The sequence below is a fragment of the Colwellia hornerae genome, assembly GCF_007954355.1.
Lineage (GTDB): Bacteria > Pseudomonadota > Gammaproteobacteria > Enterobacterales > Alteromonadaceae > Colwellia_A > Colwellia_A hornerae.
The window spans coordinates 71,933-91,616 of the sequence record NZ_VOLR01000011.1; the positions used below are offsets into that span (position 1 = coordinate 71,933).

Below are 19,684 nucleotides of genomic sequence, written 5' to 3' on the forward strand. Positions count from 1 at the left end.
GTATATACTGACAGTAACCACTGTGTAAATTTACAGGCTACCCTATGCTAAATGAAATCAGCGAATTACGCCCACTAACGAACCGACAACAACAAGTTTTTGATCTGATCAAAGACAAAATAAGCGATACGGGTATGCCACCAACGCGTGCTGAAATAGCAAAGTTTTTTGGCTTTAAATCAGCAAATGCCGCAGAGGAACATTTAAAAGCTTTGGCTAAAAAAGGCTATATAGAAATGTTACCGGGCACTTCTCGTGGCATTCGTTTAACTGAAAAGTTAATGGAAGAAGCCGGTTTACCTCTAATCGGTAGAGTTGCTGCCGGTGAGCCTATTTTAGCTGCAGAGCATGTTGAAGACCATTATAAAGTTGATGGTAATTTGTTTCACCCAGCTGCTGATTACTTACTGAGGGTTAATGGCGAAAGCATGAAAAACATCGGTATACTTGATGGTGACTTGTTAGCCGTTCATCAAACTACAGATGTACAAAATGGCCAGGTAATTGTGGCTCGTGTCGAAGAAAATGTTACGGTTAAACGTTATAAACGTGAAGGTAATATCGTTTATTTACATGCTGAAAATGATGATTTCTCTCCTATTAAAGTCGATTTATCCGCTCAAGAATTTAATATTGAAGGGCTAGCTGTTGGCGTTATTCGCTCGGCAGACTGGATGTAATTAAGTGAATCTTCTCGACAAAATTACTGTGAACTAAGCTCTCCTACCCCGAAAACTTGTTAATAATTAAGTTGACCTACTCCGCAAACTTTAGTGCACAAAGCTGACTAAAGTTTGCTTTTCTCTGCTTTCGTATACTTTTCGTGCAAACCTTTCTCTTTACTAAGAATAATTCTCATTCTAAACCCCATTAAGACGACTTTATCTTTTTTTGTTTAAAAAACAACCAGTGCCTTTTGTTGTTATCGTCGCATTTATACACAGTTGTTTATTTTTAACACTAGGGCTACAGCCCTTTGTTATTAGACCTTTGTCTGTATTAGAGTTGATACTCTATTGTTTTTGTTGGTTTTTATTTTGAAATAGCTCTATTTTTAAATTGACCCAGATCAACTTTTAAGTAATTCTAGTTTGGAAAATGTACAAATATAAATATAAGGCGATGTTGTCGATGCTTACTGGTCGATAACCAAATTGCTAAGAAAATAATAAAAATCCGTACTAAAGGATGCATTTTGTCCTTGGTATCAAGTTTTAAACTTTTATAGGGTGAAGGAGATGTCGTGTGAAAAGACGTAACCTAGGTTGGCTGTCGTTGGGGAGTGTTCTTTCCAGTTCAGCTTGGGCAGATATGCAATTAAATCTGACCAAGGGTGTAACAGAAGTAAGTAGAGATGTTTACGATTTACATATGCTCGCAATGTATATATGTGTAGCAATAGGTGTGGTCGTATTTGGCGCTATGTTTTGGTCAATGGTTTTCCATCGAAAATCCAAAGGGGCTAAATCAGCAGATTTTCATGAAAGTACAAAAGTAGAAATTCTCTGGACAGCAATTCCTATTGTCATTCTTATCGCTATGGCTGTACCAGCAACAAAAACACTGATCGAAATGGAAAATAACGACGACTCTGACGTTACCATTCAAGTTACTGGCTCTCAGTGGAAATGGCATTATAAATATTTTGATCAAGATATTGAGTTTTATTCAGTACTGTCAACGCCTCGTGAACAATATGAAAATCAAGATGGTACGACCGCGACTAAAGGTGAGAATTATTTACTTGAAGTTGATAAACATCTTGTCATTCCAACTAATAAAAAAGTGCGTTTTTTAATCACCTCGGATGATGTTATTCATGCTTGGTGGGTACCTGCTTTTGCTGTTAAGCAAGATGCTAATCCAGGGTTCATTAATGAAGCTTGGACTAAGGTCGATAAACCGGGTATTTACCGAGGCCAGTGTGCTGAACTTTGTGGTAAAGATCATGGTTTTATGCCGATTGTTGTCGAAGTAAAATCTGAAGCTGACTATGCAATATGGCTAGAAGAGCAACATCAAATTAATGCGCAAGCCGCTGCCGCTGAAAAAGCATCTCTTAACGCTTCAGTGTCGATGGAAGAATTAATGACCTTGGGTGAAACCACCTATGTTGCCTATTGTGCTGCATGTCATCAAGTTTCTGGTGCTGGCTTACCTCCTGCATTTCCTGCACTCAAAGGTAGTACAGTCGCAACGGGCGACATCGCCGCGCATATTGATATTGTACTCAATGGTAAAGCAGGCACAGGTATGCAAGCTTATGGCAAGCAGTTAAGTATGAAACAAATTGCTGCTGTTGTGACATACGAGCGTAATGCTTGGGGTAACAATACCGGCGATGCAGTACAAGCTGCCGATGTTAAAGATGTTGCTAAGGGTTCAGAAAGTGATACGGCGGCACCTGCAAAAGTGGCAGAAGTCGTCGCCATAGTTGCCGAAGAAGCTCCAGTAGAAGATTTAACTAAAGTGTATAGCGAAGATGAGTTGATGGTAATGGGTGAGCAAGTTTATATGAAAGCTTGTGCTGCATGTCATCAAGTTTCTGGTGCTGGTTTACCTCCGGCATTTCCTGCACTGAAAGGTAGTGCAATTGCACTGGGTGACATTGCTGTGCATATAGATATGGTTGTTAATGGCAGCAAGAAAAATCCTGCCATGGCTGCTTTTGGTAGCCAGTTAACTAAAACCGAAATAGCGGCTGTTGTTACTTATGAGCGTAATGCTTGGGGTAATAACACCGGTGATTTAGTACAACCTGCAGCTGTTGATGCTGCTAGTGCGAAGTAGGGGGATATAAAATGACTACAGACGTTATAGAACAAGAATCGCACGACGATCATCATGATGACCATAAAATGAAAGGCATCAAACGTTGGTTGTACACAACAAACCATAAAGATATAGGTACGTTATATTTATGGTTTGCTTTTATTATGCTGTTAACTGGTGGCGCTTTAGCCATGGTTATTCGAGCCGAGTTATTTCAACCCGGTTTGCAAATAGTAGAACCTGACTTTTTTAACCAATTAACTACCGTACATGGTTTGATCATGGTGTTTGGTGCCATAATGCCGGCCTTTACTGGCTTTGCAAACTGGATGATACCTATGATGGTTGGTGCTCCAGATATGGCCCTACCACGCATGAATAACTGGAGCTTTTGGATTCTACCTTTTGCTTTTGCGATTCTTTTGTCTACATTCTTTATGGAGTCAGGTGCGCCTAACTTTGGTTGGACATTCTACGCACCACTTTCTACAACCTATTCAAATGGTAGTACGGCATTTTTTGTTTTTGCGGTTCATATTATGGGTATCTCATCAATAATGGGCGCAATTAATATTGTTGTTACTATTATGAATATGCGTGCGCCGGGTATGACTTACATGAAAATGCCATTATTTGTTTGGACATTTTTTATTACCGCCTATTTATTGATTGCGGTGATGCCCGTGCTCGCAGGTGTGGTGACTATGTTGTTAACCGACACTTATTTTGGCACGAGTTTCTTTGATGCCGCTGGCGGCGGTGACCCGGTATTGTTCCAGCATCTTTTCTGGTTCTTTGGGCATCCTGAAGTTTACATCATGATCTTACCTGCTTTTGGTATTGTATCGACGATTATCCCAGCGTTTGCTCGTAAAAAATTATTTGGCTACAGCTCAATGGTTTATGCAACGGCATCTATTGCTTTGTTGTCATTTATTGTTTGGGCGCATCACATGTTCACAACAGGTATGCCGTTATTTGGTGAATTGTTTTTCATGTATTGTACGATGTTAATTGCTGTGCCTACCGGTGTTAAAGTATTCAACTGGGTCGCAACTATGTGGCGTGGTTCAATGAGTTTTGAAACGCCGATGCTTTTTTCTATCGCGTTTGTCATCTTATTTACTATAGGTGGATTCTCTGGCTTGATGTTGGCATTAACGCCTGTTGATTTCCAATACCATGATACCTACTTTGTTGTTGCTCACTTTCATTATGTGTTAGTCACCGGTTCATTATTCTCGATTTATGCTGGCGCATACTTTTGGTTACCAAAATGGACAGGCCATATGTATAACGAGTCGTTAGCTAAATGGCATTTTTGGTGTTCACTGGTTTCGGTTAATTTACTTTTCTTCCCGATGCACTTTTTAGGATTAGCGGGCATGCCTCGTCGTATCCCGGATTATGCGTTGCAGTTTGCTGACTTCAACAAATGGGTGAGTATTGGTGGTTTTGCCTTTGGTCTTTCGCAATTAATATTCTTAGCAGTAGTTATTAAGTGTATTAGAGGCGGAGAAAAAGCACCGGCTAAACCTTGGGATGGTGCTGAAGGTTTAGAGTGGACTGTTGCAAGTCCTGCTCCGTACCATACATTTTCAACACCACCAAAAATTGATTAAGTTAATAAAATATGAATAAAGGTGACGAAGTGCAAAATTTAAATAACAAAGATAGCGCTGCTATAACGAAAAACAATCAAGTTATAAAAAAGCTGGTGTTGATTGTTTTTGGTATGTTTGGTTTTGGTTTTGCACTTGTCCCTTTATATGATGTGTTTTGTGATATTACTGGTTTGAATGGAAAAACGTCAACCACTGCCGCCGCTGTCTATAATGTTGAGCAGATTGACACAAAAAGAATTGTTACGGTGCAGTTTATTAGTCGAACCGCCCAAGGTATACCTTGGCAGTTTGAACCTATGGTCCGTGAAATAAAAGTTCACCCCGGTGAAATGAAACTTGTTAAATTTTATGCAAAAAATGAATCGACCCGCGATATTATTGGCCAAGCAGTTCCGTCAGTATCGCCCGGTTTAGCGGCCGCGTATTTTCAAAAAATTGAATGTTTTTGTTTTACGCAGCAACCGTTAAAAGCGAATGAAGAGGTAGAAATGGCGTTACAGTTTTATGTTGACCCAGAATTACCTGAAGATATTTCAACGCTAACTTTGTCATACACTTTGTATGACGTGACCGGAAAAGTGGAATCGTAACAATTTATACCGAGCACTTAATGTGTAACGGTATTTGTTTAGGGGAATAATAATGACAACAAAAGAATATGAAAGTTATTACGTACCATCGCAAAGTCATTGGCCGATTGTCGGTGCAGTGGCGCTATTTTTAATTGCTGTTGGCGCAGGGAACTATGTTTCTACGCTAAATAGTGGTGAAGGTGGCATTGGCGGTTATATATTGCTTGCTGGGGTATGTTTAGTTATCTACATGCTTTACGGTTGGTTTAGTAATGTGATTAATGAGTCGATGGCGGGTAAGTATAGCCATCAAATGGATAACTCATTTCGTCAAGGTATGAGTTGGTTTATCTTTTCTGAAGTGATGTTCTTTGCGGCATTCTTTGGTGCATTATTTTATGCCCGCACTTTATCTGTACCTTGGTTAGGTGGTGCAGATAATAATGCTATGACCGGCGCTGTTTTATGGCCTGAGTTTGTGGCAAGTTGGCCGTTATTAGTAACACCAGATGGGACAGAAACGACTCAAATGGGCTGGTATGGCTTACCGTTAATTAATACTATTTTGTTATTAACGTCTTCGATCACTGCACATTTAGCGCATTCAGCTTTAGAAAAAGATAATCGTAAAATGCTGAAAATATGGTTAGGTTTTACCATATTACTCGGTGTAGTCTTTTTGTTCTTGCAAGTGGTCGAGTATATGCACGGCTATTCTGAAGAAATGAAATTGTACTTAACCAGCGGTATCTATGGTTCAACTTTTTACTTACTCACTGGCTTTCATGGTATGCACGTTACCTTAGGTACCATCATGCTTATTGTGGTGTTTTTAAGAGTGTTAAAAGGCCACTTTACTCCAACAAATGCTTTTGCTTTTGAAGCTGCAAGTTGGTATTGGCATTTTGTCGATGTGGTTTGGGTAATACTGTTTGTTTTTGTTTATATTGTATAAATAAAAATTTATTTAAAAAATTAAAAATAATTGTAGGTGAGGCTTGCTTCACCTACAATTTTTATTTTTAAGTGAGTAGATTAGAACGGTCGTGGGTGTGGAGTAATAATGCCAGTTAAAATGGCGACTAACATAAGTATAATAATGAAAGCCGAAATCATCACGCGTCGGCCAATAAATTTTGACATTGACGGTTTACTTGGGTCGTTTCTGTTTAAAATAAATAGCGCTTGAAACAGACTGAATACCATAAAGAGTAAGCAGCCAATAATAATTATTTTTATCGCAAATGCCACTTAAAAATTTCCTATGTTGTAATATTCATGATGAATGTATTTAAGGAATTAATTGTTTGAAAAATTTTATATCAAACATTCGCCTACCTTGGTTGATATTTACCCTACTCGTTTTTTGCGGATTAGTAAAACTCGGATTATGGCAAAATGATCGCGCCTTACAAAAAGAGCAACGCATTGCAACCATAGCCCAACTAAGTCAAACGCAAGCCTTGTCACTTTCACAAGTACTCTTAGAAAAAAATGAAATTAATGATTTACCGATCACTATGTTGGGTGAGTTTGATAATGACATCATTTTTTTATTAGATAACCAAACCAATAAAGGCCAATTAGGTTATCGTGTCTATCAAGTGTTTAATAGCGGCGAGCACGCGGTTTTAGTAAATTTAGGCTGGGTGTTAGGCTCAATTAACCGCCAAGAAATCCCCGATGTGCAAGCGATCACTGGCCAGTATCAACTTTCGGGTCACGTACGTAAAATTGAGCAAGGCATAATGTTAATGGAACAAGTCTTAGTCAAAGGTGAGTGGCCATTACGTGTGCAGCAAATAGAATTAGATAAATTTTCTACATTAATTTCACGTCAACTCTTGCCCTTTGTCGTTTACTTAGATAAAACAGAGAGTGTCGGTTATGAAAAAAATTGGCAGCCAATTGTTATGCCACCCGAGAAACATCGTGCTTACGCCTTTCAGTGGTTTAGTTTAGCGATTGCATGGTTGATGTTAATGATATGGGCGTCGATCAAGTTGGGTAAAAATAGTGAACAAGCGTTAAACCACAAATAAAAAAAATAATAAGGTGTAAGTGTATGAGTGATGTATCACAGAAGAAATCTCGTCGTAGTATGATCATGGTCTTGGGCGCTTTTATCCTCCCTATCGTGTTAGCAAAACTAGCATTAACTCAAAATTGGCTTGATTATGGTGTCACCAATAAAGGCACGTTAATTGAAAATGAGCTGACCTTAGAAAAGTTAGGCCTTAGTCAACCCGCGTTACAAAAAACCTGGTCAATTATTTATAGTCTGCCACAGCATTGTGACGCTCACTGTGAACAAACCTTACTCAGTGTTAATAACTCTTACATAGCCTTGGGCAGAGAAATGCCGAGAGTAAAGCGTGTCGCACTTTCTCCTAATCCGCTTTCACCACAACAAACTGAAAAATTATCAGAAAATAGCTGGGTGATTATTTCTACTCCAAGCCTAGTTAACGACTTTTTATCGCAGCCACAAGTCTTTGTTGTCGACCCTTTAGGTAATGTCGTCTTATCACACAAACCACCATCTAATGATGATGCTCAAGCGATGTTTGGGAAAGAGATTTTGGCAGACATGAAGAAATTACTTAAGTATTCAAGGGTTGGTTAATATGAAAAGTCGTGTCAATCATCGCGTTCGTACCTTAGTTTTAATTAGTATTTTATTAGCGTTAATCGTGGTCAGCTTAGGTGCCTACACACGCTTAACGCATGCGGGTTTAGGTTGTCCTGATTGGCCCGGCTGTTACGGCTTAATTGATGTGCCTGCAACCGCAGAACAAATTGTTAAAGCAGAGCAAGCATTTCCAGAAAGAAAAGTTGAAACGCATAAAGCATGGAATGAAATGATCCATCGCTACTTTGCTGGTGCGTTAGGTTTATTAATTCTAGCCATCGCTGTCATGTCTTACCGGCGTCGCGATCAAGGTACTCCTTTAAGGCTGCCGATGTTAATACTCGCGGTGGTTATTTTCCAAGCGGCATTAGGTATGTGGACCGTGACCATGAAATTGATGCCGATCGTTGTGATGGGGCATTTACTCGGTGGCTTCACTACCTTGAGTTTATTGTTTTTACTATACCTACGCTTGGCTGATTTTAGGGTGCCAGGTGGTGATTTTGCCATTAAAAAATATGGCAGATATGGCTTGATTGGCATTGTACTGTTAACCGCGCAAATAGGTTTAGGTGGCTGGACGTCATCAAACTATGCCGCCTTGGTTTGTACTGAATTACCGATTTGTCAATCAGGCTGGCAAGAACAACTGACTTTTGAAGATTCATTTGATTTGATCCCACCAGAAAAAGACAGTTACGAATTTGGCCACTTATCTCATGCTTCGCGTGTAACGATTCATGTTGTTCACCGATTAGGAGCTATTGTAACTGGGCTTTACCTTTTTTGGTTAGCGCTAATGGTATTTCGAAAATCTCAATCTGCATTTTTTAAGAATGCAGCTATTAGCTTAGCGTTTATTCTTAGTTGCCAAATATTATTGGGCATTAGCAATATTTGGTTCTCATTACCGTTAGCAGTTGCGGTGAGTCATAACGTGGTAGCAGCATGTCTCATGTTGTCTTTGATCACCTTAACCTACAGTTTACGACGGAAATTATAAGGAATACTTATGAGTGAAACAGTATCAACACAAAGCCCTGACGGGCTAGGAACTACACCTGAAGTGATAGAGGCTAAAACCGCTATTTGGCGAGATTATTATGAAATCACTAAGCCTCGTGTAGTGGCACTATTAGTGTTAACCGCTTTGGTGGGGATGTGTCTTTCTGTGCCGGGTACCATTCCATGGCAAGTGCTTATTCCTTCAATGGTGGGTATTGGATTTTTATCATCAGCCGCCGCCGCGATTAATCACATTGTTGATGAACGAATTGACAGTATTATGGGGCGCACTTATAACCGTCCGGTTGCTACCGGACGGTTAACGCCAAGAAATGCGACCTTGTTTGCTATGTTCCTAGCAGTCAGTGGTTTTGCCATTTTATATAGCTTAGTTAATCCCTTAACAGCATGGCTTACTTTTGCCGGTTTGGTGGGTTACAGCTTCGTTTATACTATGTATTTAAAACGTGCTACGCCTCAAAATATCACGATAGGCGGCCTAGCTGGAGCAATTCCTCCACTTTTAGGTTGGACAGCAATGACCAATGAAATACATCCTAATGCTCTGTTATTAGTGTTATTGATTTTTACTTGGACACCTCCTCATTTTTGGGCATTAGCAATACACCGCAAAGATGAATATGCAAAAGTAAATATTCCCATGTTACCCGTTACCCATGGGGTAAATTTTACAAAAACGCAAATTTTACTTTATACCGTGTTACTTTTTGTTGTTGGCTTGTTACCTTATTTAGTGGGTATGAGTAACTGGTTATATTTAATTGGCGCGGTAACATTGAATCTGATGTTTTTTGCTTACGCATGGAAACTTAAGTTTAATGCCAATGAGAATACGGCAATGGATACCTTTAAATTTTCAATCGTACATTTAATGGGCTTGTTTATTATCCTATTGCTTGACCATTATTTATTACCTATGGTGCCAGGTTGATCAATGACCGGCACATTTTTACGATGAAAAAGTAGCTCACTACATGAGTCGAATTGGTCTTGCATAAGAGAAACGGAAATAATTAAATATGAACAAGTTGTTGTATGTCATTGTCGCCCTCGTTGCCGGTGCAATAGGTTTTTTTGTTTTTCAAAAATCGACAGTATTACCACAGCCCGAACATGCTTTATATTATCAGCAGGTTCGGGAAGTTAAACCGTTTCAATTAACTGATCATCATAACCAGGTGTTTACCAAAGAACAGTTAGCCAATAAATGGTCGTGGGTATTTCTGGGGTATACTTCTTGCCCTGATGTTTGCCCGACGACATTACAAGAACTAAACTTTGTTTATGACGACTTAAAAGCGATCAGTAAAGATACGCAAATTTTACTGGTCTCTGTTGATCCTAGTCGAGATACGCCAGAAAAATTAGCTCAGTATATAGCTTACTTTAATGAAGAGTTTATTGCGCTTACGGCTGACCATGGTGTGTTATTTCCGTTTGCTCGTAACCTTGGCATGATGTACGCGATTAACGAGCCTGAAGGTGATGAAGCCGACAATAATGGTTACTTGGTCGATCACAGTGCTTCTTTAGTGTTAATTAATCCACAGGGAGATATCGCGGCTATTTTTAAGCCGAGACAAGCCTTGGGTGTATTACCTACCATTGATGGCGAGAAGCTGGTCAGTGATTTTGCAAAAATTGTAAAATTAGCTGAATAAAGGAAACTTGTCATCCTTAACTTTACTGGCTGACAAGTTTATCAAATCGCTATATTTGTTAAAGTGGATACCACTGCATACCTTCTTTTAAGACAAACCAAGGCTTTGAATACCAGTAATAACGTCCTGGCTCACTAATACTTGGCGCGGTGCAGTTACAGCGAACACGGCCAATGGGCAAGGGGGCGCTATAATTAATGGTAAAGCTATTTTCTTCTTGCCATTCTATCTTTTGTCGACCTAAACCTGAAATATAACAGTTCAATTGTGCGGGGTGAAAATCGTCAACAACCACATCAAAAGTTACTGATTTTGATTGGTTGTACTCGACAATAGTACTCGCATTTTCATTCCTTAAAGTCATAGTGAAAGGCAAAGATTTTAATTTATCACGCAGACTAGATATTTGATCATAGGGCTTTGAAGCAGGAAAACGTGGCACACTGGTTAAGTCTGTCGCTAAGCCAACTGCCCCAGATTGTTGTGAAAAAGCAATAAAATCGTGCTGTGTTATCCATTCTTGCACTGCTGGTGTGTATTCACCGTAAGGGTAAGCAAAATAGCGCCAACTTTGTCCGGTTTTTTCCTTAATAATACTTTCGGCATTTAATAACAGTTCAGTATGTTTTACTAGCCACTGTTGCTCAGTTAAACCATCACTAATACGCGCCATAGAGTCATGTTCCATACCGTGGTTGGCAATAATAACGCCCTGATCAGCCATCGTTTTAAGTTGTTGCCAAGTCAGGTAGTTACTTGAACCACGCTCAACAATGGCGGGATTGATAAAAATAGTAAAAGGATAATTAAATTTATCGAGAATTGGCTTACCATTGAGTAAAATATCAAGGTAAGCATCATCAAAGGTTATTGCGACCGTTTTGTCAGCAATGGGTTGCTGTTTTTTGATAGAATTCATTAAATCCGAAAGCGCGATAACATTGAAATTATTATCGGCCAAATACTGCATATGAATTTGAAACTGTTCGGGTGAAATACTGGTACTTGCCGGTGTTTTGTCACTAACATGATGATATTGTAAAATTACAGCGGCAAAGCTAGAGAAGTGAAAGCAAGATAGCAGTAATGCGGGTAATAAAAATTTCATGAGTGAAGCCCTTGTTTAGTGATTCCTAAAAATAGCGCGTTTTACTTTCTTTTTATAGTAAATTTTCTGGTAATTTTTTATATGGAATACTTTTTTGAACGTTAATACCCTCAGTCAACATAAACAACTATTTCTCATCGCCTTGCCGATGATCTTTTCAAATATCACTATTCCTTTACTGGGCTTAGTTGATACCGCAGTTTTAGGGCATTTAGACCAAGCCTATTATTTAGGTGGTAGTACAGTCGGTGCAATGATTATTACCTTTGTTACTTGGTTGTGTGGTTTCTTACGTATGTCGACCACAGGTCTTACCGCTCAAGCATTAGGCGAACAAAACGGGCAAAAAAGTTTATTGGTTCTGCTGCGTGGTTTGTTAGTCGCTTGCCTTATTGGTGGCACACTGATTCTATTACAGTCTTTTTATCTTGATCTGAGTTTGGGGTTAGCAGGAGGCTCTGAACAAATACAATTTTATGCTAAACAATATTGTGACATACGCATTTGGGGTTTACCTGCCGCATTATCAAACCTCGTTATTTTAGGATGGTTGTTGGGTAATCATAAAGCTAAGGCAGTAATGTGGATATTGATCGCGACTAACTTAATTAACTTGTCGCTAGATCTGTTGTTTGTTTTAGTGTTTGATTGGCAAGTTCAAGGGGTAGCGTCAGCAACGTTAATCGCTGAATATTCGGGTGTTATTATAGGGTTATTTTATATCATCTTCGCGCAACAGACTGATAGCCAGAAATCACTAAAAAGTATATTAATAACAATGGCTGGAAAACTTATTGATATCAAAGCACAGTTATTTGAGCAGTCGGCGCTGATCAATTACTTTCAACTTAACCGAGATATTCTTATTCGAACCCTATGCTTGGAGATTTGTTTTGTTTTTATTACTTTTCAAGGTGCTAGGTTAGGGGATGATGTTATAGCAACCAATGCCATTTTAATGAATTTTGTTTTGTTAATTTCATTTGGTTTAGACGGCATTGCCAATGCGGCAGAAGTGTTAGTGGGTAAAGCACAAGGGCAAAGAAATCTTAAAAAGCGGAATTTTGTGGTGAAAATCGCTTTATTTTGGACCGGGCTCTTTGCGTTAATTTATAGTGCACTCTTTGCCGTAGCAGGCGATTTTTTGATTGGTTTATTGACGAATATTCCAGAGGTTGTTTTGTCTACCGAACAATATGTTCATTGGATGATTATTTTACCTATATTAGGCTGCTGGTGTTATTTGTTTGATGGTGTATTTGTTGGTTTAATGAAAGCTAAAGTGATGCGCAATAGTATGATAATTGCGACCTTTGGTTGTTTTTTTCCGATGTGGTGGCTATTACAAGATTTTGGTAATCATGGTTTATGGGCTGCGTTCAGTGTGTTTTTGCTGGTACGTGGGGTGAGCTTGGCTTGGCATTATTATCGCGTTATAGAAAAACAGCCCATTAGCGTTTAATTGTCTTTATTTTCCTGACGATCAAAAATATTGAGTAAGCGATTAGCAAAAATCCCACTATAACCCCAAGCTGAAATTAACAGGCCTACGGCTAAAAAAGCGATACCGGCAATTTGCCAAAAATAGTGAAAGTAGTAACCGATAAAAATTAAGCAAGCACCAATAGCAAAAAGACCAAGTCCGCGAGTAAAAAGCACTAAGCTTCTTTGCGGGTCTTGGCCTAATTTTTCAAGTATTCTCTTCACTTTAAGCAAATAAATAACTTAATAGTAAGAATGATCACCACGTTCGTGTTCGGTCATGTCACGAACACCTTTTATTTCGCCAGCCATTGTTTCAAGCAGTTGTTTTTCGATACCATCTTTTACGGTGACATCAATTTGACTACAACCATTACAGCCACCACCAAATTGTAGAATAGCGAAACCGTCGTCAGTAATTTCCATTAACGTACACTCACCACCGTGGCCAGCTAACTGCGGATTAACTTCTGCTTTCAAAAAATAATCAACACGTTCAAATAATGGCGCATCGTCATTTACTTTTCTTAATTTAGCATTTGGCGCTTTTAAGGTTAACTGTGAACCCATTTGATCTGTAGTGAAATCAATTTCAGCATCTTCTAAGTACAGCTTACTGTCTCCGTCGATATAAGCAGAGAAGTGTTCGAATTTCATTTCAATATCTTCAGGTTCTATCGCGTCAGCTGGGCAGTAAGACACGCCACACTCTGCACTAGCAGTACCTGGGTTAACAACAAATACACGGATACTTGTGCCTTCAGCTTGTTGTTCTAATAATTTAGCGAAATGCGATTGTGCTGTTTCGGAAATATTGATCATCACGGTTATTACTCTCTTACACTTGTAGCCAAAATTTCTCTAAAGTTTCTCACGGACCTTAAAGATTGAAAATATTAATACCTGACTAATTTAGTCAGGTATTAATATTTTACGCTGTTATCTACCTATACGCTAGTGAAATTATAGTTAATTGAACTAACCATATGATAAAAAGAGACAGTTATTCTGGTGTGTTTCGATAGATTTTGGTATTTTATTGCTATTGAATTCAAGGATATTTTTTATGTTACCACGATTGTTTTTAGCCGTGCTGGTCGGTTTTTTTACTTTGTTACCCATGAGCCATGCGGCAAAAGTTACCAACTATTTGCCAACCGATCACACTTACAATCAAGCTATTCCTACCCCCGAAAGCTCATTAGGCTTTGGTATTGGCGAACGACATATCCGTCATGATCAACTCCTTAACTACATAAAAGTATTAGCAAGTAGTTCAGAACGGATAACATTGACCGATATTGGACAAACGCAAGAGCTACGCCAGCAAGTGTTATTAACTGTTTCTTCTAAAGCTAATCTAGCTAATTTGAATGAGATATTAGCGAAAAAATCGACAACGGCTGCAGCTGGAGACTCAACATTACCGCTAGTCATTTGGCTTGGCTACAGCGTGCATGGTGATGAAATTAGTGGCGCTAATGCAGCGATGGTCGTGGCATATCACTTAGCAGCAAGTGAAAATGCTGATATAAAAAAAATGCTAGAAAACACCTTGATTGTTATTGAGCCAAGTATAAATCCTGATGGCATGGATAGATTTGTGCAATGGGCAAATATGCATCGTGGCAGTACACCTAATGCGGATCCCAATCATATCGAACATCACCAAGGTTGGCTCACCGGTCGTACTAATCATTTTGGTTTTGATCTTAATCGTGATTGGCTATTACTCGCACAAAAAGAAAGCCAAAATAGATTAGCGTATTTTCACCAATACCAGCCCCACGTATTAGGTGACTTTCATGAGATGGGGGCAAATAATAGTTACTTTTTTCAGCCGGGCATTCCAACACGTACCCATCCATTAACCCCCAGTGCTAATAGTGCATTGACAAAGCTTTTGGCGACTTTTCATGCCGCGGCATTAGATAAATCTAATCGCCTTTACTTTAGCGAAGAAAATTTCGATGATTTTTATTATGGCAAAGGCTCTACTTATCCAGATATTAACGGTGGAGTCGGTATTTTATTTGAACAAGCAAGTAGTCGAGGTATGCAACAAAATAGTGATAATGGTTTATTAACTTTTGAATTTGGTATTCAAAATCACGTGTTAACTTCACTCTCTACCATTGAGGGGGCATGGCAACATAAGGCCAAGCTACTCAGTTATCAGAAAAACTTTTATAAAGAGTCAGAAAAGTTGGCTAATAAAGAAAGTTTTAGCGGCTACTTATTACATGAAACCCATGATCTTTATCGCTTAAATGTCTTACTCGATAAATTAAAACAACATCAGATTAAGGCCTATCCACTCACTGAAGATTTTCGTTTAGCCGGCGTTGTTTATGCGAAAGAGCACAGCGTTTATGTGCCATTAGACCAGCGTCAGTATCGAGTTGTTCAAGCGTTGTTTTCTCAGCAAACTCAGTTCGAAGACAATACCTTCTATGATGTTTCGGGTTGGACAATGCCACTGGCAATGGATATAGACTTTTATCGGGTGGGTCGTACCTGGGGACTAAAATTGGCAGACAATGCCTGGGAAAAGCCAACAAAAATTGCCGATAACAGCAGTATTGAGCCACAAGCGTATGCCTATGCATTTGAGTGGCATCATTTTTTAGCGCCAAAATTACTCAATGACCTGCTTAATAAAGGCATTAAGGCAAAAGTTGCCACAAAACCTTTTTCGTCACGATTAAAAATTGATGGCAAGATGTCTAATAAGTACTTTGCTCGCGGCAGTATTATTATTCCTGCCGGCATACAAACGCAATTAAATTGGCGAGATATTGTCACGCAAAGTAGTCAAGAAATTGATATTCCTATTAACAGTTTGTCTACCGGATTAACCGTTAAAGGTATAGATATAGGCAGTGGCTCTTTGCAGTTATTAGCACCGGTGAAGGTTTTAATGCTGGGTGGTAAAGGCGTTTCTCAATACGAAAGTGCCGAGATGTTATTTTATCTCGATGATACTCTGTCAATCCCTGTAACAGTTGTAGAGCAGCAGCGTTTAGCAAAAATTGAGTTAAGTGTTTATAGTCATATCATTATGGTCGATGGAAAATACGACTCTCTTGGTCAAGATGATGCTGATAAAATAGCGGCATGGATAAAGAGTGGTGGTGTTATTTTTGGGCAAAAGCGTGGCGCTAAATTTTTGTCGGAATATCAATTACTGGCGATGAATTTTGTGACTACTAATGAAATTAACCAGTTATTTGATACTGATGATTTACGCTATCAAGACAAAGATAAACTGGCTGGACGTAAACGTATTGCTGGCGCCATCTTTGAGTCAACACTCGATACCTCGCATCCATTAGCTTATGGTTATACGGATAATCGTTTACCGCTATTTCGCAACAGTACATTAATCTTGCAGCATAGTTCAAAGCCTTTTATCTCAGTGGCAAACTATAATGCCCGGCCGTTATTGAGCGGCTATGCTGATAAAAACATGGTCAACCGAGTAGCAAATTCTGCAGCTATAGTCGCGCATGATTATGGCAATGGGCGAGTGATTGCCAGTACTGACAATTTAGCTTTTCGAGGCTATTGGTTAGGCAGTGCAAAGTTAATAGCAAACAGCTTATTTTTTGCCAAAGCCTTTAGCGCTTCAGCGACTCATTAATGATTAGGTAACGATAAACAAAGACTTAATACGGTAACTTTTTTAACACCATTAGCTTTCAGTAAACGGCAAATTTCATTACATGTAGAACCTGTTGTTACCACATCATCGAGGAGCAATATGTGTTCAGGTAATCGAGATTGTTGATTACTTTTATTGTCTAGAAACTCGCTTGAAAGTTTAAAAGCATGACGTAAATTTTTACGGCGGGTAACACCTGTTTGACCCGCTTGGCTTTTATTGTTACTTATACGCTGTAATGCATCTGGGTAATACGCCATTTGTGCAAGGTGGGCAAAACTTTTTGCCAATAAGTGAGCTTGGTTAAAGCCCCGTGTTTGCCACTTTTTTAAGTGTATTGGTACTGATAATAGTAAAGGTTGATGAAGTCGGTTTTTATAGGATTTATTTTCATCGGACAACGAACTTTTCCATTGTTTAAATAACAAAGTACTCAGTAAAGCCACTAATTCAAAACGGCCATGATACTTCAGTTGTCTAACCCATAAGTCAATGGGCCATTGATAAGGAGATACTGAAATTAACTGATCAAAGATTCTTTTGGGTAACAAGGTGTTTATTGCCGGCCAGGTCAATAAATTTCCATGTAACTGCCTTAAATCAAAAAGTGGTAAATCAGCCAAGCAAAAATCACAAATTATGGCTTGGCTTTGACAGCGACCACCACATAAGTCACAACAACTCAGTTGTGCTTTAAAAGATTGTAAACGATCGATAAAGCAAAATGACTTTTGTTTTAAATATCGGGTAAATTTTAGCTGGTTAAATTCCATTTAATACCTTCTTTAAGTAAACTGTCGCTAACTTTCGTTTAATCAAAATTAACGGTAACACTCTCTATTATGAGCATGGCAGAAACTTTAAAAATATCGAGTCAAGGGCGTGGACTTCCGCTCGTATTTATTCATGGCTGGGGGTTAAACTCAGGCGTTTGGCAACCTAGTGTTGAGGTATTAAAAGAGTACTTTGAAGTGATCACCGTTGATTTGCCTGGTTTTGGTGCCAATTTAGAACACTCATTATTTCCTTATACCTTAGCTGAAATTGCAACCTTGATACAGGGATCTGTAGCCAAACCCGCGGTATATATAGGTTGGTCGTTAGGGGGCTTAGTTGCTAGTGAAATAGCATTGAATTTTCCAAAGCAAGTAAAAGCATTAATCACTGTCGCTAGTTCGCCTTGTTTCGTTGAGCAAGAAAATTGGTTAGGTATTAAGCCTAATGTTTTAACTTTATTTCATCGACAACTAGCAGAAGACACCACCAAGACGATTAACAACTTTTTAAAAATTCAAGCGATGGGCAGTCCTCATTTGCGTCATGATATTAAGTTGTTACGAGAACTCGTTATGGGGTTTCCGCAGCCAACAAAAACAACTTTAGATGAGTCGCTAAAATTACTGACAACAGTCGATCAGCGCGAAAGTCTTGCTCAAATATCGATACCATTTTTACGTTTATACGGAAAACTTGATGGCCTAGTGCCGCGTAAGGCCATTGCAGCTATTACGGCATTATCACCTAACAGTAATGTTGTTATTTTTGAACAAGCATCACATGCGCCTTTTATTTCTCACCCTGAGGCGTTTATAGAAACAGTCACTACTTGGCTAGCACCTTTAGATAGGCGTATCGATGGATAAATCGCTGCTTTACTTTTTGATCATATTGTATGATAATTGAACAAAGGTGTTTCAGGATTTAATAGCAAAAATTGAGTACTTAAGCTGGGTATTTAAGTTAAGTATTTACATTATTTGTTCATTAATATGCTGTTAATGGGTACAGAGGAGTTTGTTATGGAAATACAATCAGCATTAGCAAGTGGTCTACAAGGCTTTCAAAAAGCGCAAGGCGATGTAACAGAAGCGGCAGCAGATATTACAGCTAACTTAGCGGTTAGCCCTGAAGATTTTGGTATTGGCCAAGAAAATAACACTGATAATGCAGCCACCCCAGATACAGCAAATAAGAATGCCAGTTCAGCAGAGTCCACTGACCTTAGCAAAGCCGTCGTTGATTTAAAAGTCGCAGAGTTTCAAGCTAAAGCTTCAGCCGATGTTATTCAAACGGCTGATGAAACCTTAGGTACGTTATTAGACGTTCGAGCATAATTAATGAATATCACGCCGCAAACGCCTACCCTGTCTATCCCTACCGCGGTTAATCCGCAAACGGATAGCTTGCGTCGTGAAAATAATATCCGTGAAGTTATTACAAAACCAACGGCCTCAAGCCAGTCCCCAGCAGAAAAAGGGGTAGCGTCTGATAAAGAAAGAGGCAGAACACCCGCACAGAATAACGAAAATGTTGATTTTGAAAGCATTCGTAAACAAGCTGAATCAGCAACCAAGACCATTAACGGTGATAGCAACCGCGAAAGTGGTTCATCGGACCAACAGTCGACAACTGACGGTTTTTATGCAAACGAAGATGCTATTGAAGATGACAGTGAGAACGGTCAAAGTTCAACAGGGTCTCCTGATGGCACTGCTGCTAGCAGTCGAGAAGCTTTTACCGAACAAAGAATTATTAATGAGCTGCAACTAAGAGATCAAGAAGTACGTGCTCATGAACTAGCGCATGCTTCTGTCGGGGGCGCATCGACAGGTTCGCCTTCTTATACTTTTGAAACGGGTCCTGACGGAAAAAAGTATGCTGTTGGTGGTGAGGTTTCAGTAGACCTTTCTACGGTTAATGGTGATCCAAGAGCGACCATTAGCAAAATGCAAAAGGTCTATGCCGCTGCATTAGCACCTGCTGATCCTTCAATCCAAGACACCCGTGTTGCGGCTTCAGCATCAAAAGCTATTTTACAAGCGCAAACAGAACTGGTCGCGATTAGCTTAGCAGACAGCAGTGAAGCAAAAAATACCACGATTCAAGGTAAGTCTAGCGATGTTTTTTCAGCAGAAGAAAATCAAGAAACAGAAGATTTTGATACACTAGTTAATCGCACGTTAGCGTCTCAGGACGAAATTGTACCTAACCGTGATAGCGCTGTTGATGAGCGAGCATTAAGAATTGAAAGCCTTTATTCTGGCATAACGACAGCTTATGAAAAAGAACCTAGTTTTCATTTCCAATTAACCGCCTAAAGCCTCTTAATTATTACCCTATAAATAAAAACGCCTCATTATTA

The 19,684-nt window shown here is 39.2% G+C and carries 20 protein-coding genes; 15 read left to right on the forward strand and 5 right to left on the reverse strand.

From position 1 onward, the window contains the following. Window positions 1-44: 44 nt before the first annotated feature. The 5 genes from lexA (at window position 45) to ESZ26_RS09380 (ending at window position 5,924) form a co-directional block, all read left to right on the forward strand. A complete protein-coding gene (gene lexA, locus ESZ26_RS09360) occupies window positions 45-680 on the forward strand; it encodes a transcriptional repressor LexA (protein ID WP_146796822.1) in 636 nt (211 codons plus the stop codon). A 565-nt stretch (window positions 681-1,245) separates the two neighbouring features. After that, the gene (gene coxB / locus ESZ26_RS09365; protein ID WP_395880439.1) at window positions 1,246-2,790 is read left to right on the forward strand and encodes a cytochrome c oxidase subunit II; all 1,545 of its coding nucleotides are present in this window, start codon (window positions 1,246-1,248) and stop codon (window positions 2,788-2,790) included. 11 nt (window positions 2,791-2,801) lie between these two features. Further along, window positions 2,802-4,394 carry a cytochrome c oxidase subunit I gene (ctaD, locus tag ESZ26_RS09370; RefSeq protein ID WP_146796824.1) on the forward strand — a complete coding sequence of 531 codons (1,593 nt, stop codon included), beginning with the start codon at window positions 2,802-2,804 and terminating at the stop codon, window positions 4,392-4,394. An 11-nt stretch (window positions 4,395-4,405) separates the two neighbouring features. After that, window positions 4,406-4,987: a cytochrome c oxidase assembly protein gene (locus ESZ26_RS09375; protein ID WP_146796827.1), complete on the forward strand. Its 582-nt coding sequence runs from the start codon at window positions 4,406-4,408 to the stop codon at window positions 4,985-4,987. Window positions 4,988-5,039: 52 nt separating this feature from the next. Further along, window positions 5,040-5,924 carry a cytochrome c oxidase subunit 3 gene (locus ESZ26_RS09380; protein ID WP_146796829.1) on the forward strand — a complete coding sequence of 295 codons (885 nt, stop codon included), beginning with the start codon at window positions 5,040-5,042 and terminating at the stop codon, window positions 5,922-5,924. 80 nt (window positions 5,925-6,004) lie between these two features. Here the strand turns inward: ESZ26_RS09380 and ESZ26_RS09385 are convergent, their stop codons facing one another. After that, window positions 6,005-6,220, reverse strand: coding sequence for a DUF2909 domain-containing protein (locus tag ESZ26_RS09385; RefSeq protein ID WP_223271589.1), 216 nt, complete (start codon window positions 6,218-6,220; stop codon window positions 6,005-6,007). Window positions 6,221-6,276: 56 nt separating this feature from the next. Here ESZ26_RS09385 and ESZ26_RS09390 point away from each other — a divergent pair, with 56 nt between their 5' ends. The 5 genes from ESZ26_RS09390 (at window position 6,277) to ESZ26_RS09410 (ending at window position 10,288) form a co-directional block, all read left to right on the forward strand. After that, window positions 6,277-7,011 (forward strand): SURF1 family protein, encoded by a 735-nt coding sequence (locus ESZ26_RS09390; RefSeq protein ID WP_170246343.1) that lies wholly within the window; start codon window positions 6,277-6,279, stop codon window positions 7,009-7,011. Between the two features lie 23 nt (window positions 7,012-7,034). After that, the gene (locus tag ESZ26_RS09395) at window positions 7,035-7,595 is read left to right on the forward strand and encodes a hypothetical protein (protein WP_146796834.1); all 561 of its coding nucleotides are present in this window, start codon (window positions 7,035-7,037) and stop codon (window positions 7,593-7,595) included. A 1-nt stretch (window position 7,596) separates the two neighbouring features. Continuing rightward, a complete protein-coding gene (locus ESZ26_RS09400; protein ID WP_146796836.1) occupies window positions 7,597-8,604 on the forward strand; it encodes a COX15/CtaA family protein in 1,008 nt (335 codons plus the stop codon). A gap of 9 nt (window positions 8,605-8,613) precedes the next feature. Continuing rightward, complete coding sequence (cyoE, locus tag ESZ26_RS09405; protein ID WP_146796839.1) at window positions 8,614-9,558, forward strand: heme o synthase; 945 nt, start codon at window positions 8,614-8,616, stop codon at window positions 9,556-9,558. Between the two features lie 88 nt (window positions 9,559-9,646). Further along, entirely contained in the window at window positions 9,647-10,288 is a 642-nt protein-coding gene (locus ESZ26_RS09410) for an SCO family protein (protein WP_146796842.1), read from the forward strand. Window positions 10,289-10,346: 58 nt separating this feature from the next. Here the strand turns inward: ESZ26_RS09410 and ESZ26_RS09415 are convergent, their stop codons facing one another. After that, complete coding sequence (locus ESZ26_RS09415) at window positions 10,347-11,396, reverse strand: polysaccharide deacetylase family protein (RefSeq protein WP_146796844.1); 1,050 nt, start codon at window positions 11,394-11,396, stop codon at window positions 10,347-10,349. A gap of 94 nt (window positions 11,397-11,490) precedes the next feature. Between ESZ26_RS09415 and ESZ26_RS09420 the strand changes: the two genes are divergently transcribed. Beyond that, window positions 11,491-12,858 (forward strand): MATE family efflux transporter, encoded by a 1,368-nt coding sequence (locus ESZ26_RS09420; protein ID WP_223271590.1) that lies wholly within the window; start codon window positions 11,491-11,493, stop codon window positions 12,856-12,858. Here ESZ26_RS09420 and ESZ26_RS09425 read toward each other — a convergent pair. After that, window positions 12,855-13,103 carry a hypothetical protein gene (locus ESZ26_RS09425; protein ID WP_146796847.1) on the reverse strand — a complete coding sequence of 83 codons (249 nt, stop codon included), beginning with the start codon at window positions 13,101-13,103 and terminating at the stop codon, window positions 12,855-12,857. The genes ESZ26_RS09420 and ESZ26_RS09425 overlap by 4 nt on opposite strands. Before the next feature lie 18 nt (window positions 13,104-13,121). Beyond that, window positions 13,122-13,700, reverse strand: coding sequence for a Fe-S biogenesis protein NfuA (gene nfuA, locus ESZ26_RS09430; RefSeq protein WP_070375496.1), 579 nt, complete (start codon window positions 13,698-13,700; stop codon window positions 13,122-13,124). Window positions 13,701-13,944: 244 nt separating this feature from the next. Here nfuA and ESZ26_RS09435 point away from each other — a divergent pair, with 244 nt between their 5' ends. Continuing rightward, a complete protein-coding gene (locus ESZ26_RS09435; protein WP_223271591.1) occupies window positions 13,945-16,521 on the forward strand; it encodes a M14 family zinc carboxypeptidase in 2,577 nt (858 codons plus the stop codon). Here ESZ26_RS09435 and ESZ26_RS09440 read toward each other — a convergent pair. Beyond that, a complete protein-coding gene (locus ESZ26_RS09440) occupies window positions 16,518-17,315 on the reverse strand; it encodes a ComF family protein (protein ID WP_146796849.1) in 798 nt (265 codons plus the stop codon). The two genes, ESZ26_RS09435 and ESZ26_RS09440, sit on opposite strands and share 4 nt — an antisense overlap. A gap of 69 nt (window positions 17,316-17,384) precedes the next feature. On the opposite strand from ESZ26_RS09440, the gene bioH reads away from it, so the two are divergent. From bioH to ESZ26_RS09455, 3 genes are all read left to right on the forward strand, one after another. After that, on the forward strand, window positions 17,385-18,185 hold the full coding sequence (gene bioH / locus ESZ26_RS09445; protein ID WP_211361214.1) for a pimeloyl-ACP methyl ester esterase BioH: 801 nt from the start codon (window positions 17,385-17,387) through the stop codon (window positions 18,183-18,185). A gap of 156 nt (window positions 18,186-18,341) precedes the next feature. Further along, window positions 18,342-18,656 (forward strand): hypothetical protein, encoded by a 315-nt coding sequence (locus ESZ26_RS09450; protein ID WP_146796852.1) that lies wholly within the window; start codon window positions 18,342-18,344, stop codon window positions 18,654-18,656. 3 nt (window positions 18,657-18,659) lie between these two features. Further along, window positions 18,660-19,640, forward strand: coding sequence for a putative metalloprotease CJM1_0395 family protein (locus ESZ26_RS09455; protein ID WP_146796854.1), 981 nt, complete (start codon window positions 18,660-18,662; stop codon window positions 19,638-19,640). Window positions 19,641-19,684: the final 44 nt, after the last annotated feature.

Bases quoted from the DNA above. Each gene is read 5' to 3' on its own strand.
- nfuA (WP_070375496.1), bottom strand. From the start codon at position 13,700: ATGATCAATATTTCCGAAACAGCACAATCGCATTTCGCTAAATTATTA.
- ESZ26_RS09375 (WP_146796827.1), top strand. From the start codon at position 4,406: ATGAATAAAGGTGACGAAGTGCAAAATTTAAATAACAAAGATAGCGCT.
- lexA (WP_146796822.1), top strand. From the start codon at position 45: ATGCTAAATGAAATCAGCGAATTACGCCCACTAACGAACCGACAACAA.
- cyoE (WP_146796839.1), top strand. From the start codon at position 8,614: ATGAGTGAAACAGTATCAACACAAAGCCCTGACGGGCTAGGAACTACA.
- ESZ26_RS09395 (WP_146796834.1), top strand. From the start codon at position 7,035: ATGAGTGATGTATCACAGAAGAAATCTCGTCGTAGTATGATCATGGTC.
- ESZ26_RS09410 (WP_146796842.1), top strand. From the start codon at position 9,647: ATGAACAAGTTGTTGTATGTCATTGTCGCCCTCGTTGCCGGTGCAATA.
- ctaD (WP_146796824.1), top strand. From the start codon at position 2,802: ATGACTACAGACGTTATAGAACAAGAATCGCACGACGATCATCATGAT.
- ESZ26_RS09455 (WP_146796854.1), top strand. From the start codon at position 18,660: ATGAATATCACGCCGCAAACGCCTACCCTGTCTATCCCTACCGCGGTT.
- ESZ26_RS09440 (WP_146796849.1), bottom strand. From the start codon at position 17,315: ATGGAATTTAACCAGCTAAAATTTACCCGATATTTAAAACAAAAGTCA.
- ESZ26_RS09380 (WP_146796829.1), top strand. From the start codon at position 5,040: ATGACAACAAAAGAATATGAAAGTTATTACGTACCATCGCAAAGTCAT.
- ESZ26_RS09415 (WP_146796844.1), bottom strand. From the start codon at position 11,396: ATGAAATTTTTATTACCCGCATTACTGCTATCTTGCTTTCACTTCTCT.
- bioH (WP_211361214.1), top strand. From the start codon at position 17,385: ATGAGCATGGCAGAAACTTTAAAAATATCGAGTCAAGGGCGTGGACTT.
- ESZ26_RS09400 (WP_146796836.1), top strand. From the start codon at position 7,597: ATGAAAAGTCGTGTCAATCATCGCGTTCGTACCTTAGTTTTAATTAGT.
- ESZ26_RS09450 (WP_146796852.1), top strand. From the start codon at position 18,342: ATGGAAATACAATCAGCATTAGCAAGTGGTCTACAAGGCTTTCAAAAA.
- ESZ26_RS09435 (WP_223271591.1), top strand. From the start codon at position 13,945: ATGTTACCACGATTGTTTTTAGCCGTGCTGGTCGGTTTTTTTACTTTG.